Source organism: Klebsiella sp. GB_Kp047 (assembly GCF_040065235.1).
GTDB lineage: Bacteria > Pseudomonadota > Gammaproteobacteria > Enterobacterales > Enterobacteriaceae > Klebsiella > Klebsiella quasipneumoniae.
The window spans coordinates 84780-105876 of sequence record NZ_JBEAJG010000006.1; the positions used below are offsets into that span (position 1 = coordinate 84780).

Annotated in this window: 18 protein-coding genes and 1 pseudogene; 2 read left to right on the forward strand and 17 right to left on the reverse strand. The window is 53.0% G+C overall.

Features of this window, described 5'->3' with window-relative positions; genetic code table 11:
• Nucleotides 1-371: 371 nt before the first annotated feature.
• The 3 genes from ABLV76_RS04755 to ABLV76_RS04765 are packed head-to-tail and all read right to left on the reverse strand — an operon-like array spanning nucleotide 372 to nucleotide 2213.
• Nucleotides 372-1133 carry an ABC transporter ATPase gene (locus tag ABLV76_RS04755; RefSeq protein WP_135683421.1) on the reverse strand — a complete coding sequence of 254 codons (762 nt, stop codon included), beginning with the start codon at nucleotides 1131-1133 and terminating at the stop codon, nucleotides 372-374.
• Nucleotides 1120-1977, reverse strand: coding sequence for a helicase RepA family protein (locus tag ABLV76_RS04760; RefSeq protein ID WP_135683422.1), 858 nt, complete (start codon nucleotides 1975-1977; stop codon nucleotides 1120-1122). The genes ABLV76_RS04755 and ABLV76_RS04760 overlap by 14 nt, the downstream gene beginning before the upstream one ends.
• Before the next feature lie 5 nt (nucleotides 1978-1982).
• Nucleotides 1983-2213 carry an AlpA family phage regulatory protein gene (locus tag ABLV76_RS04765; RefSeq protein WP_023308174.1) on the reverse strand — a complete coding sequence of 77 codons (231 nt, stop codon included), beginning with the start codon at nucleotides 2211-2213 and terminating at the stop codon, nucleotides 1983-1985.
• Between the two features lie 86 nt (nucleotides 2214-2299).
• On the opposite strand from ABLV76_RS04765, the gene ABLV76_RS04770 reads away from it, so the two are divergent.
• On the forward strand, nucleotides 2300-3262 hold the full coding sequence (locus ABLV76_RS04770) for a LuxR family transcriptional regulator (protein ID WP_348878202.1): 963 nt from the start codon (nucleotides 2300-2302) through the stop codon (nucleotides 3260-3262).
• Between the two features lie 233 nt (nucleotides 3263-3495).
• Here the strand turns inward: ABLV76_RS04770 and ABLV76_RS04775 are convergent, their stop codons facing one another.
• From ABLV76_RS04775 to guaB, 4 genes are all read right to left on the reverse strand, one after another.
• Nucleotides 3496-4878 (reverse strand): Shedu immune nuclease family protein, encoded by a 1383-nt coding sequence (locus ABLV76_RS04775; RefSeq protein WP_135683423.1) that lies wholly within the window; start codon nucleotides 4876-4878, stop codon nucleotides 3496-3498.
• A gap of 146 nt (nucleotides 4879-5024) precedes the next feature.
• Entirely contained in the window at nucleotides 5025-6218 is a 1194-nt protein-coding gene (locus tag ABLV76_RS04780) for a site-specific integrase (RefSeq protein WP_117029194.1), read from the reverse strand.
• Nucleotides 6219-6525: 307 nt separating this feature from the next.
• The gene (gene guaA, locus ABLV76_RS04785) at nucleotides 6526-8103 is read right to left on the reverse strand and encodes a glutamine-hydrolyzing GMP synthase (RefSeq protein ID WP_004201905.1); all 1578 of its coding nucleotides are present in this window, start codon (nucleotides 8101-8103) and stop codon (nucleotides 6526-6528) included.
• A 67-nt stretch (nucleotides 8104-8170) separates the two neighbouring features.
• Complete coding sequence (guaB, locus tag ABLV76_RS04790; RefSeq protein ID WP_004151980.1) at nucleotides 8171-9637, reverse strand: IMP dehydrogenase; 1467 nt, start codon at nucleotides 9635-9637, stop codon at nucleotides 8171-8173.
• Nucleotides 9638-9795: 158 nt separating this feature from the next.
• Here guaB and xseA point away from each other — a divergent pair, with 158 nt between their 5' ends.
• Nucleotides 9796-11187, forward strand: a complete 1392-nt coding sequence (gene xseA / locus ABLV76_RS04795; RefSeq protein WP_135683425.1) for an exodeoxyribonuclease VII large subunit — start codon at nucleotides 9796-9798, stop codon at nucleotides 11185-11187.
• On the opposite strand, the gene ABLV76_RS04800 is transcribed toward xseA, so the two are convergent.
• The 10 genes and pseudogenes from ABLV76_RS04800 to ndk all read right to left on the reverse strand — a co-directional run bounded on the left by ABLV76_RS04800 (nucleotide 11171) and on the right by ndk (nucleotide 21037).
• On the reverse strand, nucleotides 11171-11389 hold the full coding sequence (locus ABLV76_RS04800; protein ID WP_004201901.1) for a zinc ribbon domain-containing protein: 219 nt from the start codon (nucleotides 11387-11389) through the stop codon (nucleotides 11171-11173). The two genes, xseA and ABLV76_RS04800, sit on opposite strands and share 17 nt — an antisense overlap.
• Nucleotides 11390-11438: 49 nt before the next feature.
• Nucleotides 11439-11615, reverse strand: a pseudogene (locus ABLV76_RS04805) (oxidoreductase); the annotation flags it as partial.
• A gap of 246 nt (nucleotides 11616-11861) precedes the next feature.
• On the reverse strand, nucleotides 11862-13340 hold the full coding sequence (gene der / locus ABLV76_RS04810; protein ID WP_004144309.1) for a ribosome biogenesis GTPase Der: 1479 nt from the start codon (nucleotides 13338-13340) through the stop codon (nucleotides 11862-11864).
• A gap of 113 nt (nucleotides 13341-13453) precedes the next feature.
• The gene (bamB, locus tag ABLV76_RS04815; RefSeq protein ID WP_004201895.1) at nucleotides 13454-14632 is read right to left on the reverse strand and encodes an outer membrane protein assembly factor BamB; all 1179 of its coding nucleotides are present in this window, start codon (nucleotides 14630-14632) and stop codon (nucleotides 13454-13456) included.
• Between the two features lie 10 nt (nucleotides 14633-14642).
• Nucleotides 14643-15263, reverse strand: a complete 621-nt coding sequence (locus tag ABLV76_RS04820) for a YfgM family protein (RefSeq protein ID WP_004201892.1) — start codon at nucleotides 15261-15263, stop codon at nucleotides 14643-14645.
• Nucleotides 15264-15297: 34 nt separating this feature from the next.
• On the reverse strand, nucleotides 15298-16572 hold the full coding sequence (gene hisS / locus ABLV76_RS04825; protein ID WP_004201891.1) for a histidine--tRNA ligase: 1275 nt from the start codon (nucleotides 16570-16572) through the stop codon (nucleotides 15298-15300).
• 91 nt (nucleotides 16573-16663) lie between these two features.
• Nucleotides 16664-17785: a flavodoxin-dependent (E)-4-hydroxy-3-methylbut-2-enyl-diphosphate synthase gene (gene ispG, locus ABLV76_RS04830; RefSeq protein WP_094334416.1), complete on the reverse strand. Its 1122-nt coding sequence runs from the start codon at nucleotides 17783-17785 to the stop codon at nucleotides 16664-16666.
• 26 nt (nucleotides 17786-17811) lie between these two features.
• Nucleotides 17812-18804, reverse strand: coding sequence for a cytoskeleton protein RodZ (gene rodZ / locus ABLV76_RS04835; protein ID WP_004201889.1), 993 nt, complete (start codon nucleotides 18802-18804; stop codon nucleotides 17812-17814).
• A 276-nt stretch (nucleotides 18805-19080) separates the two neighbouring features.
• Nucleotides 19081-20247, reverse strand: a complete 1167-nt coding sequence (locus tag ABLV76_RS04840) for a bifunctional tRNA (adenosine(37)-C2)-methyltransferase TrmG/ribosomal RNA large subunit methyltransferase RlmN (RefSeq protein ID WP_002913894.1) — start codon at nucleotides 20245-20247, stop codon at nucleotides 19081-19083.
• Nucleotides 20248-20605: 358 nt separating this feature from the next.
• Nucleotides 20606-21037: a nucleoside-diphosphate kinase gene (gene ndk / locus ABLV76_RS04845; RefSeq protein WP_004144312.1), complete on the reverse strand. Its 432-nt coding sequence runs from the start codon at nucleotides 21035-21037 to the stop codon at nucleotides 20606-20608.
• Nucleotides 21038-21097 lie beyond the last annotated feature (60 nt).

The following is a 21097-nucleotide window of genomic DNA, read 5'->3' on the forward strand; positions in this document are numbered from 1 at the left end:
TTATGTTTCGATATATTGTAAGAAGTCTTTTATTTTCTCATGCACTTTTTTACTTACCTTGTCAGAGCATGTGCATTGCAGATTTTAGCGGCTAAAATCTGCCTCCCTATGCCTAAAGCTAGGGGCGTACCTCATATGTCATAAAATCTACCTCAAGTGTCAATATACCAAACGTGTAAGTAATCTCTTCTTCTGGCGTACAACCATCGGCCTTTGGCCGATTGTAGATTTGAAAGCGCCTGCTCAGGCAGGTGATTTCAAAGCCTAGATATACTGATTGATCCTGAATAACCTGCAAAGGAGTTAAAAAATCAGGCCTCTGTAGCACACTGGCGGGCCGTTACAGCACATCGCCGGGCCGTAACGACACGCTACCGGGCCGTTGTAGCTCGTTTTATCCTAGAATTTTGTATCTCAATGCCAATCGCTAGAAATTGTTTGCTATCTTCTTTTAATCTCCGCCGATAGTTACGTAATGTCATATTATTAGTACCTTCACCACTGACAGCTAAAATTAATGTATCAATATGCCAGCCGCCTTTAGGATCGTGCTTATGTGTTAATATATGACGTGCAACTGCTTGGCTAATACCATGCTGGAGACGAGCAATAGGACCAGGATCATGATGAAAATGCAAATCTAGCTTCAACAACATTACCAATGCAACACCCAAACGTACTCTCCATAGGTTACGTTCACCACCAGTTAGAGGATTACGCCTAGTCATTGGTGAGGGTACGACATGGTCAATTAAACCGCCTAGAATGCAATAACCGTTTTTTTCTAAATCTGGTGTTACTATTTCAACAGTTGCCACACGTAGATCAACGAGTAGTTTTTTAATTCGATCATAACTGTATTGTGCATCGGATAGAGTTCGGCGTACTTTCGCTGGATCTACTAATAACTCGATTCCTCCATCAGAAATTTCTCGACGTTTCTCGGCCACATAGAGCATTGTTTCCACAATATCCGCATGACGTTGTCCTAGTCTTCCGGTAACTCGACAACGACCAAAACTAGTCTCCATCCACTGCCCCTTCAGCGCCAAGGGACGTTGACTTGGTTGGTACAGAATGACTCTAGACTGCAGAGCTGTACTAGTAGGTGTAACTTTATTACCAGTTATCATTTTCTGCACCACTCAATGAAGACATACATTCTTTTGCTATTTGTTTTTTATTCTTCGATTTGAGTTGCGTTATCCTTAATACTCCCCCCTCATGTCTCTGTAACCAACGATCTGGCGTACGTTCTCCATAATTTGCTTTATTAATTCCAAATCTAACAAATTGACCTCGAACATCATCAGAAATACCATGCGTCTTCGCTTCTAAGGCGGTCATGCCCGCCAGATAAGATTGCCACCGTATATTATCAACCAGGACGCTACTACCCCTGCTTGCTTGCTGTATATCACCAACACCCATCGTGGCAGCGCCTTTGTTTGAATGGTGTAGAAATATAATCGAACATCCTGTATCAGCAGCAATACCTTCTAACTTTCCAATGACTTTGGACATTGCTGCGCTATTATTCTCATCCTCCTGGTGGAAACGGCGAAGAGTATCCAAAATTATTAAACGTCTACCTTTTGAAACTTCATTGATCAAGTTGCTCCAATCCGGCAAGAAAATATTTGGACACTTCCCTACCAAAGGTTCGACCAGTAGCTTATCAGCTACAATCTGCTGCTGACGTGCTGTTAGATATTTTCCCAAAGCATATAAACGATGGTGAACGATGGTTTCAGAGTCCTCCACAGGTAAATATGCCACCAACCCAGTCGGATATTCACCAAAGTTTAAAAGATCTACACCACAAGTAATCTGCACAGCCAATTGTAATGCCAGCATTGACTTTCCAACGCCTCCCGGAGAAACAATCGCTCCGATAGTACCAATAGCCAAATTAGGCAAGACGTAATCAATTGGTTGCGGCTTAGCTTCAAATGCTTCAATTATGTTCAATGACATTGCTGTTACCTACCTAAAACAACACCGGGTCTGGCCGCTTTAAACATTGCTGATTTACGATCCGCAATCCACTGTTCTACTTCGGATAACTGCCATGCAACATTTCGGCTAGTAAGTGCTATACGGCGAGGAAACTCGCCTCGCTGTTCAAGGTTATAAATAGTTCGGGCTGACAATGGGATCATTTCCAGAAGTGTTTTTCTGTTAATGAGCGTGCTATGTGCCTTTGTTTGCATCTGCCTTCCTCCTGTTTCCAATCAGGCCTATACAATGCCAAGCATTACCACTTGCTAAAACCTATTCATTGGCTAAAATGGTTGACATGAAAATTACTATTTGGGAAGGCTGTGACCTCACAGTTGCAGCTGCAATTAAATTATTTGTAGAGCATAGTTCTCCGTACTCCATATTTTCACGGAGGTATCCAATACTGCGTCTCATACAGGAAGTTATTGATCCAGCAGTAACTGCTTATGTAAATTCCCTGCCACCAAGTCATAAAGACTACATTTCTGGAGCAAATCTAGGTTTTAGTGAAGTACTTAAAAAAGTGGGTTTAAACGTCGTAGTACAGGCACAAAGACTTCTTTTGCGTAATTTCGTTCTGACTTTAGATCAACAAACTTCTCTTGATAAATGCTTTACCGCTACGATTGAGTCTCTTATTGAATTAGTCAGTGAGTGCGCATCCAAGCGGCCGAAGAAATCCTCTCCTGCAAAAGGAGTAACTATAAATTCACAGCGTAAACTCGGTTTTTGCGAGTTCTGCGATAACCAGACTGAATACTCTCACTTTATTAGTGAAATATCAGAATATGCTGCTAGCGATATTGAGTTTACCGATCATGAAAAATTGGTCCTTAGCCATCGATATTGCTCGAACCATAGGCCTAGACTGACCGATAGTCAATGGAATCCCAAGTACAGACAAGGAAAGCGTTCTTCCGAACAGTTTAATAAAGAACTAATAAGGCTGAGACGGCAATGCGCTAAACCATGCAAGACTAACGCCAATTCCGGAGATATGTTAATTGATTACTACTTTTCTCATTGGATGCTTAGTCAAACTTTTACCCCAGCAGATATTTCAGAAATCCGTAATATTGCACGACGTATGACTGATTCTAAGCTCTCTGATATTAAGAAAAAGATCCTCGCTTTAAAACATCAGGGACTTAATCAATCTGAAATTGCAGATATTCTCACAAAGATTCATCGCATACCTATGACACGCCAAGCAGTATCCAAGGCTTTAGTATCTGTTCGTGAAGAATTTTATATTTAAAATTCCTAATGGATTAATTTATACTCAAAAAACAATCTCAAGTAGAAATATATTTTTGAATTTACTTTCAACCAATACAAAGGCGGCCGATAACTTATTTATCACATCCATCTAATTAACATTGCATCGAATTACATTCAATTTATTTTAATAAAAACTCCAAAAAAAACACCATACACGAGTAACCAACAATCGTAATCGATGAATATTCATCATCGAATGGGATATAATTTTTAACTTGGAGAAAGCGCCTTTCTTATTTCAATTAAGCGTTGAAGAAGCTCATCAAAAGTAATGACCACGACTTCAGAAAATGCGTTCCGAACCAATTCAAATGATTTCTTATGCTCATTTTCAGTGGGTGATGCGCCAGCTATAATTATACAGCGTATAGCAAAGCCATGGATATTATTCAGATTAGCATCCATTTTCAGGACAGGAAGTGTCATCTGTAGTTTAAATCGCTGATCGAGTAATTGAGTAAGTGCTCCACTCAACTCTCCGGAAGCAGCATAGACATCACCACCTCGATAGGGTTTCTTACTCAAAAGCTCCGTTTCAGGTCTTTTAATTTCTACCAGAGCAAGGTTACCCGAGGCAGCTGACGCATAAACAAAATCGGTATATTTTCCCTCGCGCCCATTCAACTTTTTTCCTCCAGCATATGCTTGTCCTTGGACCAAAAAAACTGGAATAGCAAAGGCAAGGCTCAGAATAAATGGATTGTCCATAAAAAAGTTTTGCCATTTACTTTCAGTAAGCTTACAACCAAGCATTTCACTGTAACGAGCTATCAGCTGGTCGAGAGTGACAAGCTCAATATCACTTCTCAGTGCTAGCAAAGAGCGAGATTCAGTTTTAGCTAAGGCCTTAACATTATCTTTCACCAGTTGAACAACGGCACGTCTATCTTGAGGCCCTAGTGCTGTATTATCACGTCCACCATTTGTTTTCTCAGCGATAGTACCTGACCGTAACTTCTTTATTAATGCAGGATATTGCTCGGGATCTGCCGCATGTAAAATGGATTGATAAGTTTGGAATTTTTTTTCACTTCTCGCATCTCTCTGGTATCGGGAAGTAATGGAGTTGAGTTCCCTTCGAAGACGATTAAAACGTTTAATGCCAAGCAAGAAAAATGGTGGGTCTATGATAGCCTTATCACCCCCCTGTATAATCAGAACACTTACATCATCTCTGCTTGTTACAGCATCACAAATGTGCCGATATTCCCAGAGAAGGCCTAAGCCAAATCGATAATCTTTTGCAAAACCATCGGGTAGCTGTTCCAGAAGGCCGACTACGTCATCCTCTGATTCGGGTAAAGGATAAGGCTCAACTATAGATCGGGTGATAACAATGCGTTCAAGTCTGTCATATTTTGGAGAGAGGTACTCATCAGTGTCCTGGCGAACATTAATCGGCCAAATTGTCATTTTATCAGGGCAGATGTTCATTAACAGAGCAATCAGAGAATCAGAGGAGAATTGTTCTGGAGGTACATCTGTAAAAAAAACATCAACCCCCTCTTCCGACTCAGCAGACTGAATAATTAGAAAAGGGCCACCATCTTCACGGTCGCGCTGATTATATGCAGAGGGTCGCAGAGAGGCCAAATCAAACTCCTTAGTTGTATAGAAGGTTACGAATTAATCAGGCAACAATAGTCGTAGGTAATCTGTTGCTCAACAGCAAATTTTAGCGGCTAAAATCATCTTCTGATGTCAGATTAGGCAACCTCCCACATTTAACCAATTGATTTTTAATTAGTTAGCACCCATTCATCAATCATATTCGCCCAATCTTGCAGCATCTCTGATCTCTGCTCGCGGTACTCGGCCTTGTTGTAAACAGCCCGTACCCCTTTCTGTTCATGTGCAAGACACTTCTCAATCCAGTCAGTATTGTACCCGGCCTCATGTAGTAAGGTACTGGCTGTACGCCGTAAGTCATGGGGACCAAACTTATGCAACAACTCCCCTTCTTTCTGAGCCAGGCGATACGTCAGTGTCAACACCCGGTTTAAAGTAGCGCTACTCATTGGCGCATCGGAATCGTACCGCGAAGGAAGGATAAAATCAGAGCTACCGGAAAAGGTTTTGAGAGCAATCATAATATCCATTGCCTGTCTGGAAAGAAAAACCAAATGTGGATTACGTCGTTTCATCCTCTCCTTTGGTATCGTCCATAATGCCTCACTAAAATTGATCTCGTTCCAGGTTGCGTTAGTAAGCTCACTTTTACGTACCATCGTTAACAGCAAAAGTTTAACCGCTGCTCTGATTGATGGCGTCGTTCCTACCCGTTCCATGTAACGATACATCAGACCAATTTCAACTGGCGTCAATGCCCTCTCACGAGGCTCAAATTTCGCTATGCTTGCAGGCCGTACCAGATCAGCGGGATTCTCAACCTTCTGACCGCGCTCAATAGCCCAGCGATAGACTTGCAATACAATCTCTCTGGCGTGCACAGCTGTCGCCGGTGCCCCTCTCTCGACAATGTTATCGGTTAATGCGCGTAAGTCTTCATGTGTAATCTCGGTCAATTTCTGCTGCGCAAATTTTGACTTCAACTCCCTTTGATATACCGAACGCCGCATATCACGCGTCGATTCAGCCATTTGATAGCCGCGTAACCATTTTTCAGCCCATGCACCAAAAGTCTCCGCATCTTTGATACGCGCTTTATCTCTAGCTTTTTCCCTCGCTGGCGATCTTCCACCGGCAACCATTTTTTTAGCTTCATTGAGCCGTTCACGCGCTTCTGCAAGCGTGATCCCTCCCACACCATAGCGGCCAAAAGTAACGGTCTCCTGTCTTCCGTTTATTGAATAGTTATAACGAAATGAGATCGTTCCAGCCGGAGTGACCGCAACATACAGACCATCACGGTCATTAACTTTATAGAGTTTCTCCTTCGGCTTAAGGTGACGCAGCCTGGTGTCAGTCAACATGGTTTATTGTTTTCCTTTATCAAAAAATACCATGTTGTAAAAAATTCAGAAAAGTTATTTAACTATCTGTTTTTAATCGCGTTATAAAAAACAAATACCATAACTCAACCGAAATTTATCACATGGTACTTTTTCAAACCTGAATTCATAACCAGAGAGTACCATCAAAAATTCCATTGAAAAAACCGTGCTTCCCGTTGCTAACAGCTGCCAGAAAGTGCCAGACACAAAAACAAAAAAGCCCGCAGTTACGCGGGCTTAGAGGTACTTTACTGCTTATACGTGCAGGCTGTTGCCAGACGCTAAATCATTCCCACTCGATCGTTGCTGGCGGCTTACCGCTGATGTCATACACCACGCGGGAGATACCGTTCACTTCATTGATAATGCGGTTAGAGACGCGGCCGAGGAAATCATACGGCAGGTGCGCCCAGTGCGCGGTCATGAAGTCGATGGTTTCCACCGCACGCAGGGAAACCACCCAGTCGTATTTACGGCCATCGCCCATCACGCCGACGGAGCGAACCGGCAGGAATACAGTGAACGCCTGGCTCACTTTGTTGTACAGGTCAGCTTTGTGCAGCTCTTCGATGAAGATAGCGTCCGCGCGACGCAGCAGGTCGCAGTACTCTTTCTTCACTTCGCCCAGCACGCGCACGCCGAGGCCCGGGCCCGGGAACGGATGACGGTAGAGCATATCGTACGGCAGACCCAGCTCCAGACCGATCTTGCGCACTTCGTCTTTGAACAGCTCACGCAGCGGCTCAACCAGCCCCATCTTCATCTCTTTCGGCAGGCCGCCCACGTTGTGGTGAGATTTGATGACGTGCGCTTTACCGGTGGCGGAAGCGGCAGATTCGATAACGTCAGGATAGATGGTGCCCTGCGCCAGCCATTTGACGTCGTCCAGCTTCAGCGCTTCTTCGTCGAACACTTCCACGAAGACGCGGCCGATGATCTTACGTTTCGCTTCCGGATCGCTTTCACCTGCCAGCGCGTCGAGGAAGCGCTGCTCGCCTTCCACGTGAACGATGTTCAGGCCAAAGTGGTCGCCAAACATCTCCATCACCTGCTGGGCTTCGTTCAGACGCAGGAGACCGTTATCCACGAATACGCAGGTCAGGTTTTTGCCGATGGCGCGGTGCAGCAGCATCGCGGTCACCGAAGAGTCCACGCCGCCGGAGAGGCCGAGGATTACTTTGTCATCGCCAACCTGCTGGCGAATACGCTCAACGGCGTCGTCGATGATTTTCGCCGGGGTCCACAGCGCTTCGCACTGGCAGATGTCGCGCACGAAGCGCTCCAGCATACGCATACCCTGACGGGTGTGGGTCACTTCCGGGTGGAACTGCACGCCATAGAAGCGTTTTTCTTCGTTGGCCATAATGGCGAAAGGGCAGTTGTCGGTGCTGGCGACGGTGACGAAGTCAGACGGGATGGCGGTGACTTTGTCGCCGTGGCTCATCCACACGTCCAGCAACGGTTTGCCGTCCGCGGTCAGGGAGTCTTCGATACCGCGCACCAGCGCGCTGTCGTTAACCACTTCAACCTGCGCGTAGCCAAACTCACGCTCGTTAGAGCCTTCGACATGGCCGCCCAACTGCATCGCCATGGTCTGCATGCCGTAGCAGACGCCAAATACCGGCACGCCGGCTTCAAACACATACTGCGGCGCGCGCGGGCTGTTCTCTTCGGTGGTGCTTTCCGGGCCGCCGGAAAGAATGATGCCGCTTGGATTAAATTCGCGGATCTGTGCTTCCGTGACATCCCATGCCCACAGCTCACAGTAGACGCCCAGTTCACGCACGCGACGCGCCACCAGCTGAGTATACTGTGACCCGAAGTCGAGAATGAGAATGCGATGTTTATGAATGTTTTCCGTCATTGACGCTAATTCCGAGGCAAGTGAAACAGAGTAAATAAATCGCCCGACGCAAGGTCGGGCGAAGAAATCAGGAGCCCAGGCGGTAGTTCGGGGACTCTTTGGTGATGGTCACGTCGTGAACGTGGCTTTCCTGGATGCCCGCACCGCTGATGCGTACGAATTCAGCTTTGGTACGCAGCAGGTCAATGGTACCACAGCCGGTCAGACCCATACAGGAGCGCAGGCCGCCCATCTGCTGGTGAATGATCTCTTTCAGGCGGCCTTTATAGGCCACGCGGCCTTCGATACCTTCCGGCACCAGTTTGTCAGCGGCGTTATCGCTCTGGAAGTAGCGGTCAGAGGAGCCTTTCGACATCGCGCCGAGGGAACCCATCCCGCGATAGGATTTGTAAGAGCGCCCCTGATAGAGTTCGATTTCGCCCGGGGATTCTTCGGTACCGGCCAGCATGGAGCCGACCATCACTGCCGCCGCACCGGCCGCGATCGCTTTGGCGATGTCGCCGGAGAAACGGATACCGCCGTCGGCGATAACCGGAATTCCGGTGCCTTCCAGCGCTTCCACCGCGTCGGAAACGGCGGTGATCTGCGGTACGCCTACGCCGGTCACGATACGGGTAGTACAGATGGAGCCCGGGCCGATGCCTACTTTCACCGCACTGCAGCCGGCTTCTGCCAGCGCGCGCGCGCCTGCGCCAGTGGCGACGTTGCCGCCGATGATCTGCAGGTCTGGGTATTTCGCACGTGTTTCACGAATACGTTGCAGAACGCCTTCGGAGTGGCCGTGAGAGGAGTCAATCAGCAGGACGTCAACGCCCGCTGCCACCAGCGCGTCAACGCGCTCTTCGTTGCCCGCGCCGGCACCAACCGCAGCGCCTACGCGCAGACGACCCTGTTCATCTTTACAGGCGTTCGGTTTACGTTCCGCTTTCTGGAAGTCTTTTACGGTGATCATCCCGCGCAGGTGGAAGCTCTCATCCACAACCAGCGCTTTCTCAACGCGTTTTTCGTGCATCTTAGCGAAGACCACTTCACGGCTTTCGCCTTCACGCACGGTGACCAGACGCTCTTTCGGGGTCATATAGACGCTGACCGGCTGGTTCAGATCGGTAACGAAACGCACGTCGCGGCCGGTGATGATGCCGACCAGCTCGTTCTCTTCGGTAACCACCGGGTAGCCGGCGAAGCCGTTACGCTCGGTCAGCTCTTTCACTTCACGCAGGGTGGTGGTCGGCAGAACGGTTTGCGGGTCGGTGACCACGCCGGACTCATGTTTCTTCACGCGGCGAACTTCTTCCGCCTGGCGCTCGATGGACATGTTTTTGTGAATAAAGCCGATGCCGCCTTCCTGTGCCAGGGCAATAGCCAGACGCGCTTCCGTTACGGTATCCATGGCTGCGGAGAGCATAGGAATATTCAGACGAATGGTTTTCGTCAGCTGAGTGCTGAGATCGGCTGTATTCGGCAGAACGGTAGAATGAGCGGGAACGAGGAGGACGTCGTCAAACGTCAGGGCTTCTTTAGCGATACGTAGCATGGGCAATATCTCGACCAGGGTGGATAAATATTGCCGTGGCATTATACAGAGCGTAACCGATTGCATCTACCCTTTTTTGCAAATAATACTTGCCATCCCCTCTGAGCGCGTTACTATCGACTGAATAACCTGCTGATTTAAAGTTTGATCTTGCTCACATGTTACCCTCTCAATCCCCCGCAATTTTTACCGTAAGCCGCCTCAATCAGACGGTGCGTCTGCTGCTTGAGCGCGAAATGGGCCAGGTTTGGATCAGCGGCGAGATCTCTAACTTCAGCCAGCCTTCTTCCGGCCACTGGTACTTCACCTTAAAAGACGATAACGCCCAGGTGCGCTGCGCGATGTTCCGCAACAGCAACCGCCGGGTCACGTTCCGCCCGCAGCACGGGCAGCAGGTGCTGGTTCGCGCCAACATCACCCTGTATGAGCCGCGCGGCGACTACCAGATTATCGTTGAAAGCATGCAGCCCGCCGGCGAAGGGTTGCTGCAGCAGAAGTATGAGCAGCTGAAAACGCAGTTAACCGCGGAAGGGCTGTTCGATCAAAAACATAAGCAGGCGCTCCCCTCCCCCGCCCGCTGCGTCGGGGTCATCACCTCGAAAACCGGTGCCGCGTTGCACGATATTCTCCATGTCCTCAGGCGCCGTGACCCCGGGCTGCCGGTGATCGTCTACCCGACCGCGGTCCAGGGTGACGATGCTCCCGGGCAGATTGTGCGCGCCATCGCGCTGGCGAACGCGCGCCGGGAGTGTGACGTGCTGATTGTCGGACGCGGCGGCGGTTCGCTGGAGGATCTGTGGAGTTTTAACGATGAGCGGGTGGCGCGAGCTATCTTCGCCAGCCAGATCCCTATCGTCAGCGCCGTTGGCCATGAAACCGACGTCACTATCGCTGATTTTGTTGCCGACCTGCGCGCGCCGACCCCTTCTGCCGCCGCAGAGATCGTCAGCCGCAATCAGCAGGAGCTGCTGCGCCAGCTGCAGGCCGGGCAGCAGCGGCTGGAGATGGCAATGGACTATTTCCTCGCCAGTCGCCAGCGCCGATTTACCCAGTTGTTCCATCGTCTGCAGCAGCAGCACCCGCAGCTGCGGCTGGCCCGCCAGCAGACCGCTCTGGAACGCCTGCGCCAGCGGATGCGCATCGCCGTGGAATCGCAGTTGAAACGCGCCGATCAGCGGCAAAAGCGTACTGTTCAGCGCCTGAATCACTACAACCCGCAGCCGCGCATCCACCGGGCGCAATCGCGCCTCCAGCAGCTGGAATACCGGCTGGCGGAAACGATGCGTGGCCGCCTCAGCGAGCGACGTGAACGGTTTGGTCACGCGGTGACCCATCTGGAGGCGGTGAGTCCCTTAGCCACCCTGGCGCGCGGCTATAGCGTCACTTCGGTGAGCGACGGCACGGTACTGAAGCAGACAAAACAGGTCAAAACCGGCGATCTGCTCACCACCCGCCTGAAAGACGGCTGGGTCGAAAGCGAAGTGAGGCAGATTGCGCCGGTGAAAAAAACGCGGGCCAGAAAGCCATCGCCGCCTAAACCAGAGGAATAAACTCCACCCGTTTTTTCGAGATCAGGCCATGCCCGTGCTGGCAAAAGTAATCCACCGCGCCGCACGCTTTCAGCACCTCCAGCGGCTGGTGGCATTCCGGGCAGCGCGCCTCAAGGGCAAATACCCTTTCGCACTGAGCGCAATGCGCGCTGCTGCCTTTGACATCTAACGGCGCGTGGCACAGAGGGCAATCAAGTTCCATAACCATTCCTTTCAACGTTTATCTGCATCTATTTTACCATGTTCCGGGTTTAATGAGGGCCGCGTAATTGCTGCTGTAACCTGAGCAGCCACTCCACTTCCTCAAGCCGACGCCGCGTCAGCCCGGCCACGCTTTCGGGCGCCCGGGTAAACACATTCTCCGCGCCAAGGATCTGCTCATCGAGACAGTGCGCATAGATCGCTCCGGGCCGGGTCCAGCGCTGGATCCCCGGCAGCGCTCTGCTGCTATCCAGATCATAGCCCTGGCAGCTATCAATACGGTATCCCAGGCGGCGCAGCGCCGGTAAAAAGGCAGTTTCCACCACCGCGCCAAGGCCGATAAAACCAATCTGCATAACAAGTCCACTTTTGAGCCGGTCTGTTCCCGGCGAAGTATCGCGGGATTATGGCGGAAAGTTTTGACTTTTACCGGCGCGGCGGCCACAAAAAACCCGCCGAAGCGGGTTTAATGATTATTTGCTTTTCTTGATGTGCTTGATCAGGCGCTTACGTTTACGCATCTGGTTCGGCGTCAGGGTGTTGCGCTTGTTGGCGAACGGGTTTTCCCCTTCCTTGAACTGGATACGGATTGGCGTGCCCATCACGTCCAGGGATTTACGGAAATAGTTCATCAGGTAGCGCTTGTAGGAATCCGGCAGATCCTTCACCTGGTTACCGTGGATCACCACGATAGGCGGGTTGTAGCCCCCGGCGTGAGCATATTTCAGCTTCACGCGTCGGCCACGAACCAGCGGTGGCTGATGATCTTCCGCCGCCATGTTCATGATCCGGGTCAGCATCGCGGTGCTTACGCGGCGGGTAGCGCTATCGTAGGCTTCACGTACCGATTCAAACAGGTTGCCGACGCCGCTGCCGTGCAGGGCGGAGATGAAGTGCACCCGGGCAAAGTCGATAAAGCCCAGACGATAGTCGAGGGTCTCTTTCACCTGCTCCTTCACTTCCTGGCTCAGACCGTCCCATTTGTTGACGACGATCACCAGGGAGCGACCGCTGTTGAGGATAAAGCCCAGCAGCGACAGATCCTGATCGGAGATGCCTTCACGGGCATCAATCACCAGCAGCACGACGTTGGCGTCTTCAATCGCCTGCAGGGTCTTGATGACCGAGAATTTCTCCACCACGTCAGTAATTTTGCCGCGCTTGCGCACCCCGGCGGTATCGATGAGCACGTATTCGCGCTCGTCACGCTGCATCGGGATGTAAATGCTGTCGCGGGTAGTGCCCGGCATATCGTAAACTACCACGCGATCTTCGCCGAGGATGCGGTTGGTGAGCGTCGATTTACCGACGTTGGGACGTCCGACAATCGCCAGTTTGATCGGCAGATCCTGAGGATTGAAGTCATCTTCAGGCTCTTCTTCCGCTTCACCGTTCTGCTCAGCTTCGAATTTTGCCCAGTATTCGGCGTCTTCATCCACCTCTTCCTGCGGATTAACCTCATCTACCCATGGCAGCAGGGCCTGCTCCAGCAGGCTGGTCACGCCGCGGCCGTGCGAAGCGGCAATAGGATAAATATCGCCCAGGCCAAGCGACCAGAAGTCCGCCATCGCCTGGTCGACGTCGATGCCGTCGGTTTTGTTAGCCACCAGGAAGGTGGGCTTTTCACGAGAGCGCAGGTGTTTAGCGATCGCGATGTCCGCCGGCATCAGGCCCGCGCGCGCATCGACCATAAACAGCACTACATCGGCCTCTTCGATTGCCAGCAGCGACTGCTCCGCCATCCGGGTTTCCACGCCCTCTTCCGTACCATCAATACCACCGGTATCGATACAGATGAATTCGCGGCCTTCGACTTCGGCCCGACCGTACTTACGGTCACGAGTCAGCCCCGGGAAATCCGCAACCAGCGCATCACGAGTGCGCGTCAGGCGGTTAAAGAGCGTGGATTTTCCAACGTTAGGGCGCCCGACAAGCGCGACCACAGGTATCATGTTAAATGCCTCATACAATCACTAAGCAACATCGTCATAACGACGTTTTTAAAAAAGTCAAAACGGCCCCTGTCTGCCAGGGGCCGTTTCTTAATCACTCACGACAGCGGTAATTAACGCGTAATCGCGTACAGCGTACCGTCTTTCGCCTGGATCAGCAGTCGACCATCGGCCACAACCGGGTCGGTCAGGAAGCCGGAGCTGTCCACTTTCTGCTGCGCCACAAAATGGCCATCTTCCGGGTTCACCCAGTGCATATAGCCTTCGCTATCGCCGACCACCAGATTGCCATTATACAACACCGGCGCGGTCAGCAAACGGTGCAGCAGATCGCTTTGTGTCCACAGGGTCACGCCGCCATCGGTAGTCAGCGCCAGCAGGCGGTCATTCTGGTCAACCAGATAGATACGGTTGCCATCGACGATGAAATCATTCACCGAACCCAGCTCGCGTTTCCACATAATCTGGCCGCTACGCAGATCCAGCGCGGTCAGGTTACCGTTATAAGCCAGCGCATAGACAACGCCGTTGACGATAATCGGCGTGGTGTCGACGTCGCTCAGACGGTCGATTTCCGTCGGCCCGGTGGCCGTGGAAATACGCTGCTGCCAAATCATCTGCCCCTGCTGCATCAATACCGCGCTGACGCGGCCATTGTCGCCGCCCACGATCGCCGCGCCGTAGGCGGTGGCCGGAGCGGATTCGCCGCGCAGGGAGAGCGCAGGCATATCCAGGTTCACCGTCCATTTCACGGCGCCATCGGTCTCATTCAGCGCCTGCAGCTGGCCGTTACTGGTGTGGACCAGCACCATGCCATCGCTCACCACCGGGCGCGACAGCGCTTCGCCGGCGACGCGGGTTTGCCAGGCCACGGTACCATCGCTGGTATTCAGCGCATACAGCTGCGCTTTTTCACTGCCGATATAAACATGGCCGCCCGAGACGGTCACACCGCCGGAAAGCAGCGCCGGGGTACGCGAGAACCAGCCATCTTTCTCCGCCAGATTCACCGACCATACCTCTTTACCGTCGTCGGCATTCAGCGCTTTGACGGTGCCTTTACGGTCAGCGGCATAAACCACGCCGTCGGCGAAGGCCGGATGAAGGTTAGAGTAAAATTCGCCGATACCATCGCCAACCGAGGTGCTCCAGGACGTGGACGGCGTAAACTGGTTTTCTACCGTCGGCAGCGGTGACATTTTCACCACATCTTCTTCGCTATTAAACAGCGAACACCCGCTCAGCAAGGTAACGGAAAGCAGCCCTGGCAACAGTAATTTACGCAATTGCATCGAGTCCCTCTCAGATGGACAAATTATTCATTTTCATACGCATCATTTCGCTGAGCGCAGGAGAAGCATCGCTTTTCACGCCAGCTTCCCACGCCGCACGGGCCCCTTGCTTATCGCCTTTGCTCAACAGAATTTCGCCGCGCAAATCAGCCACAATAGCGGTCCAGCCTTCACCTTTAATGCTGTCGAGGGTTTTCAGCGCCGCATCAGCCTGCTTCATCTGCAGTTGAACGCGGGCAAGACGCATACTGATAACCGATTTCAGATTATCATCAGACGCGGCAGCCAGCCCCTGCTGAAGCTGCTTTTCGGCGTTCGGCAGATCGTTCTGTTCAACAAAATGCTGTGCCAGCTCGAGAGAAGCGAAGGCGCCGTAGGTATTTTTATTGTCAGCCGCGAACTTCTCCGCCCCTGACAGCACTTCTGGCGTATTTGATTTCAGCGCGGAAGTCGCCTGTTCGTAAGCCAGCGACGCGTCTCTGGCGGTATCCTGCTGATGGGAGGTCCAGTAGCGCCAGCCAACCAGCGCGCCAATCCCTAAAATCACCCCGACCGCCAGCGCTTTGCCGTTTTCGGCAAAGAAGCGCTTCAGCGCATCGACCTGATCGTTCTCGTTGTTAAAAGTTTCCACGCAGTCCTTCTCCTGACTAATAATTCCCGGGAGATTAACCCAGAAGTGTGCGCAAATGCGCGGCAACGCTCTCCTGCGTTACGGTAGTTTGCTCACCTGAGCGTAAATCCTTCACTACCACGTTTCCGTCAGCGATCTCTGACTCACCCAGCACCAGCGCGACGCGTGCGCCCCACTTATCAGCGCGGGCGAACTGCTTCTTAAAGTTGCCGCCGCCGTGGTTGGTCATCAGTTTCACGCCCGGTAGCGCATCGCGAACCTGCTCAGCCAGACGCATGGCGGCGGACTGAGTATCGGTTCCGGAGGCTACCAGGTATATATCGACAACAGGATCGGCTTTAAATTCCGGATTCACTGCCTGGACCAGTAAAACAAGACGTTCCAGACCCATGGCGAAGCCCACGCCCGGGGTGGCACGACCGCCAAGCTGCTCAACCAGACCGTCGTAACGGCCGCCGGCGCAGACGGTGCCCTGGGAACCGAGACTGGTGGTCACCCACTCAAACACGGTGCGGTTATAGTAGTCGAGACCGCGCACCAGGCGCTGGTTGACGGTATAGCGGATCCCGGCATCGTCAAGCAACGCGCACAGGCCGGCAAAGTGGGCTTTCGACTCTTCGTCGAGATAATCGCCGAGCGCCGGCGCGTCGTTCAGCAGCGCCTGCACGTCCGGGTTTTTGGAGTCCAGCACCCGCAGCGGGTTGGTATACATCCGGCGTTTGCTGTCTTCATCAAGCTTATCGGTAAACTGCTCGAGATAAGCCACCAGCGCGTCGCGGTAGTTGGCGCGGGCTTCCAGCGAACCGATGGAGTTCAGCTCAAGGCTGACGTGATCGGAGATGCCCAGCTCACGCCACCAGCGCGCGGTCAGCATGATCAGCTCCGCATCGATGTCCGGCCCCTGCAGGCCGAAAACTTCGGCGCCGATCTGATGGAACTGGCGGTAACGGCCTTTCTGCGGACGCTCGTGGCGGAACATCGGCCCGACGTACCACAGGCGCTGTTCTTGATTGTACAGCAGACCATGTTCGATGCCGGCTCGTACGCAGCCCGCCGTCCCTTCCGGACGCAGCGTCAGGCTGTCGCCGTTGCGGTCCTCAAAGGTGTACATCTCTTTTTCAACCACGTCGGTCACTTCGCCGATCGCGCGTTTGAATAACGGGGTCTGCTCTACAATCGGCAAACGGATTTCGCTGTAACCGTAGCTACCGAGCACCTGCTTCAGTGAGCCTTCAATGCGCTGCCAGAGAGCGGTTTCGCCCGGCAGATAATCGTTCATGCCACGGATGGCTTGAATGTTCTTTGCCACGTTTATTCTCTTTATATATACAAAAATGAACCCCGGCGCCTCGCGCCCGCAGGTTCAATCATACACGGGAAGCGTATCGCTTCCCAACACGTTATTTTGCTTCAAGCTGTTGAACGTCAATCCGACGGGCTTCATCGAGCATCGAGGCTTTGGCGCGGATCCGCGCTTCAAGCTGGTCGATCATGTCGTTGTTGTCCAGGCGATCTTTACGCACGCCGTCTTCATACAGGCCGCTTTTCTTGTTGCCGCCGGTCACCCCGAGGGTGGAAACCAGCGCTTCGCCCGGGCCGTTCACCACGCAGCCGATGATCGAAACATCCATCGGGGTGATGATATCTTCCAGACGTTGCTCCAGGGCGTTCACCGTGCCGATAACGTCAAACTCCTGACGCGAACAGGTCGGGCAGGCGATGAAGTTAATACCACGGGAACGGATACGCAGCGATTTGAGGATATCGAAGCCAACCTTGATCTCCTCCACTGGATCCGCCGCCAGCGAGACGCGCAGCGTATCGCCGATCCCTTCGGACAACAGCAGCCCAAGACCGATCGCCGATTTCACCGCGCCGCTGCGCGCACCGCCCGCTTCGGTGATCCCGAGGTGCAGCGGCTGATCGATCTGTTTCGCCAGCAGGCGATAAGACTCTACCGCCAGGAAGACGTCAGAGGCTTTAACGCTGACTTTAAACTGATCGAAGTTAAGGCGATCGAGATGATCAACGTGGCGCATAGCGGATTCGAGCAGCGCCTGCGGCGTCGGCTCGCCATATTTTTCCTGCAGATCTTTTTCCAGCGAGCCGGCGTTGACGCCAATGCGGATCGGGATGTTTTTATCGCGTGCGCAATCTACGACCATGCGGATGCGCTCTTCGTTGCCGATGTTGCCTGGGTTGATACGCAGGCAGTCGACGCCATATTCTGCGACTTTCAGCGCAATACGGTAGTCAAAGTGGATATCGGCGACCAGCGGGACGTTGACCTGCTGTTTGATCAGTTTGAACGCCTCGGCGGCGTCCATCGTCGGAACAGAAACGCGGACAATATCCGCGCCTACGCGCTCTAACGCTTTGATTTGATTTACGGTCGCAGCCACATCAGTGGTGCGCGTATTGGTCATTGACTGAACGGCGATGGGAGCCCCATCGCCAATTGGCACATTACCAACGTAAATACGTTTAGATTGTCTACGTTGAATCGGAGCCTGGTTATGCATGAAAAATCTCCCGCGTTACCCGTCTGTTACTGCGCCGGTGATGATTCGGCATTAAGGGTCAGACGCGCAACCTGGTTAGTTCTGATAAAACGACTTAAATCGACAGGCTTGCCCAGATACTGGATCTCTACCGCAGCCGGGGCGCCAATTTTCAGCTTATACGGCGCCTGACCGCTCAGGTTCAGGTTTCCGCCTTTACGCTGCAGGCCGCTGAACAATTTTTTGCCGGTGGCATCGCTCACTTCCAGCCAGCAGTCGGCGGAAAAGTTCATCACCAGATCCTGCGCCGATGCCGCCGGGTTCGTCACGTTCGCCTGATCGGTCGGCAATGGCGTGGCTGGGGTAGCCGGCGCCGTCGGGGCAGCGCCTGCGGTATCGACATTGGCCTGGGAAGGCGCGACAACGGCGTTATTGTCCGCTGGCGTCTGAGCCGGTGCGCTGGTGGTCGGGGCGCTGGCGGTATCGGTTGGCGCGCTGTTCGCAGCGCTATCGGCGGTCGGGGCTGCCGGGGCGCTGGTATCCAGCGGCACGCTCTGGCTACTGGTGTCGCCGCTGTTCAGCTCAGCGGAAGACTGATCGGCCATGGTGGAGATCTCTTCCTGCTGCGCCTTATGGTCTTGCCACCACCAGGCGCCGCTCAGGCCGATAACCACAAACAGCACCAGCCAGGTGAAGCTCATCAGCCAGCCGTCGCGTTTTTTGCGACGTTTACCTAAAGAGAAGCTCTGCATTGGCGCGACTTTCGCCGCACGGATGGGCGCTTGCTTGGCCATCATCGGCAGCAGCTCGTCTTCTGGAATATGTACGAGGCGAGCATAGGAGCGGATGTAACCGCGCAGGAAGGTGGAAGCGAGGTCGGCAGGCGCCTTATCGTCTTCAATATCACGAACCGTGGACACCTTCAGGCATAAGCGTTCTGCCACCGCTTGCTGGCTAAGTCCGAGTTGTTCGCGGGCGTGACGCAGACGCGCGCCCGTGGTGTTTGCTTCTTGATGATCTTGAGTGGCTTCAGTATTCATTCGCTACAACTACTGGTACGTGAAATTTAAAGTTCAGCGCGGGAAAAAGCCGGCGCCGCGAGACATCTGTGGTACGTCAGCCTCACAGTATAGGACTGTCAGCCGCGCGATCACAGAGACGAATCAAAATTGAATGCTAAGCGGTTGTTGTGCCGCTACATACTGCCTCAAAGTCGACAAAAACGCACCGTAATTATTAACCGAATCAGCGTATTTCGCCTGGCTATAGGTCATAAATATGGCCCGTGCCGCCTGCGCTGCACGGGCCATCATTTGTCAGACCGCTTTTACGTCAATCGCTTCGCCCTGCATCCGCTTACGCAGCGTGCGCTTGGTACGGTCGATAACATCGCCCGCCAGCTGACCGCAGGCGGCGTCGATATCGTCGCCGCGCGTTTTACGCACGATGGTCGTAAAGCCGTACTCCATCAGGACTTTGGAGAAACGGTCGATGCGGCTGTTGGAGCTGCGGCCATACGGCGCGCCCGGGAACGGGTTCCATGGGATCAGGTTGATCTTACACGGCGTATCTTTCAGCAACGCCGCCAGTTCGTGGGCGTGCTCGGTGCCGTCGTTGACATGATCCAGCATCACGTACTCGATGGTCACCCGGCCCTGGTTGGCGTTGGACTTCGAAATATAGCCGCGCACCGAGTTGAGGAAGGTCTCGATGTTGTACTTTTTGTTGATCGGGACGATTTCGTCACGAATGGTATCGTTCGGCGCGTGCAGGGAGATCGCCAGCGCGACGTCGATCATATCGCCGAGTTTATCCAGCGCCGGCACCACGCCGGAAGTCGACAGGGTGACGCGACGTTTGGAGAGGCCAAAGCCGAAATCGTCGAGCATGATTTCCATCGCCGGAACGACGTTGTTGAGGTTCAGCAGCGGCTCGCCCATGCCCATCATCACCACGTTGGTGATCGGACGTACGCCGGTGGTCTTCACCGCGCCGACGATTTTCGCCGCGCGCCAGACCTGGCCGATAATTTCGGAAACCCGCAGGTTGCGGTTAAAGCCCTGCTGGGCGGTGGAGCAGAATTTACACTCCAGCGCGCAGCCTACCTGGGAGGAGACGCACAGGGTGGCGCGGTCTTCTTCCGGGATATAGACGGTCTCGACGCGCTGATCGCCAACGGCAATCGCCCATTTGATGGTCCCGTCGGTTGAGCGTTGTTCTTCAACTACTTCCGGGGCGCGGATCTCCGCCACTTCTTTCAGTTTACTGCGCAGGACTTTGTTGATGTCAGTCATCTCATCAAAGTCGTCGCAGCAGTAGTGATACATCCATTTCATCACCTGATCGGCGCGGAAAGGCTTCTCGCCCATGTTTTTGAAAAACTCGCGCATCTGCTGACGGTTTAAATCCAGCAGGTTGATTTTGGCATCTTTGTTCGGCACCGTCAGAGCGGCGGTATCAGGCGTGACAATTTGTTCAGACATAATGTTTTCCGGCCTCGTTATTACACGTTATGGCCCCAGGTGGGTTGAAAAAGAAACGCCCCGGAGAGCGACAGCTCGTCCAGGGGCGCTATATTCTACAAATTCTGGCGCATCATTGCCACGTTTGCACAAAGCAATGATAAAAAATCTGTAACTGACTGCTCAATCCTCTAAGGCTTTTCGATTGTCGCAAGGCGGCAAGCAAGTGACAAATTCGTCGGGAACGAATTTGACCAGCCGTAGGCTGGCCTCCGGTGAGAGGCAGGAGCCTCTCATTAATCCCCGGGAGCATAGATAACTATGTGACCGGGGTGAACGCGCGCAGCCAACGCCGCGACGGTCGAAAAGACGACGAGGATTAGCGAGTGCGCGGGCAAACCTCGCCTTCAGCAAAGAAGAACGCGATTTCGCGAGCAGCGGATTCTACAGAGTCGGAACCGTGGGTGCCGTTCTCGGTGAAGCTGTCAGCGTAGTCAGCGCGCAGGGTACCCGCCAGCGCGTTTGCCGGGTTGGTCGCGCCCAGCAGGTCACGGTGACGCTGAACCGCGTTTTCGCCTTCCAGGACGGAAACCACGATCGGGCCGGAGGTCATGAACTCAACCAGACCGTCGAAGAACGGGCGACCTTCGTGCTCAGCATAGAAACCACGAGCCTGCTCAACGGTCAGGTGCAGCATTTTAGTGCCGACGATTTTGAACCCTGCAGCTTCAAAGCGGGAAAAGATGCTGCCAATAACGTTTTTTGCCACCGCGTTTGGTTTGATGATGGAAAAAGTACGTTCAATAGCCATGATTACCTCTAATTAAATGTTCTGTTGTTGCACATACGATCGTATGGCCTGGCGCGCATT

Bases quoted from the DNA above. Each gene is read 5' to 3' on its own strand.
- ABLV76_RS04755 (WP_135683421.1), bottom strand. From the start codon at position 1,133: ATGATAACTGGTAATAAAGTTACACCTACTAGTACAGCTCTGCAGTCT.
- ABLV76_RS04760 (WP_135683422.1), bottom strand. From the start codon at position 1,977: ATGTCATTGAACATAATTGAAGCATTTGAAGCTAAGCCGCAACCAATT.
- ABLV76_RS04765 (WP_023308174.1), bottom strand. From the start codon at position 2,213: ATGCAAACAAAGGCACATAGCACGCTCATTAACAGAAAAACACTTCTG.
- ABLV76_RS04770 (WP_348878202.1), top strand. From the start codon at position 2,300: ATGAAAATTACTATTTGGGAAGGCTGTGACCTCACAGTTGCAGCTGCA.
- ABLV76_RS04780 (WP_117029194.1), bottom strand. From the start codon at position 6,218: ATGTTGACTGACACCAGGCTGCGTCACCTTAAGCCGAAGGAGAAACTC.
- guaA (WP_004201905.1), bottom strand. From the start codon at position 8,103: ATGACGGAAAACATTCATAAACATCGCATTCTCATTCTCGACTTCGGG.
- guaB (WP_004151980.1), bottom strand. From the start codon at position 9,637: ATGCTACGTATCGCTAAAGAAGCCCTGACGTTTGACGACGTCCTCCTC.
- xseA (WP_135683425.1), top strand. From the start codon at position 9,796: ATGTTACCCTCTCAATCCCCCGCAATTTTTACCGTAAGCCGCCTCAAT.
- ABLV76_RS04800 (WP_004201901.1), bottom strand. From the start codon at position 11,389: ATGGAACTTGATTGCCCTCTGTGCCACGCGCCGTTAGATGTCAAAGGC.
- der (WP_004144309.1), bottom strand. From the start codon at position 13,340: ATGATACCTGTGGTCGCGCTTGTCGGGCGCCCTAACGTTGGAAAATCC.
- bamB (WP_004201895.1), bottom strand. From the start codon at position 14,632: ATGCAATTGCGTAAATTACTGTTGCCAGGGCTGCTTTCCGTTACCTTG.
- ispG (WP_094334416.1), bottom strand. From the start codon at position 17,785: ATGCATAACCAGGCTCCGATTCAACGTAGACAATCTAAACGTATTTAC.
- rodZ (WP_004201889.1), bottom strand. From the start codon at position 18,804: ATGAATACTGAAGCCACTCAAGATCATCAAGAAGCAAACACCACGGGC.
- ABLV76_RS04840 (WP_002913894.1), bottom strand. From the start codon at position 20,247: ATGTCTGAACAAATTGTCACGCCTGATACCGCCGCTCTGACGGTGCCG.
- ndk (WP_004144312.1), bottom strand. From the start codon at position 21,037: ATGGCTATTGAACGTACTTTTTCCATCATCAAACCAAACGCGGTGGCA.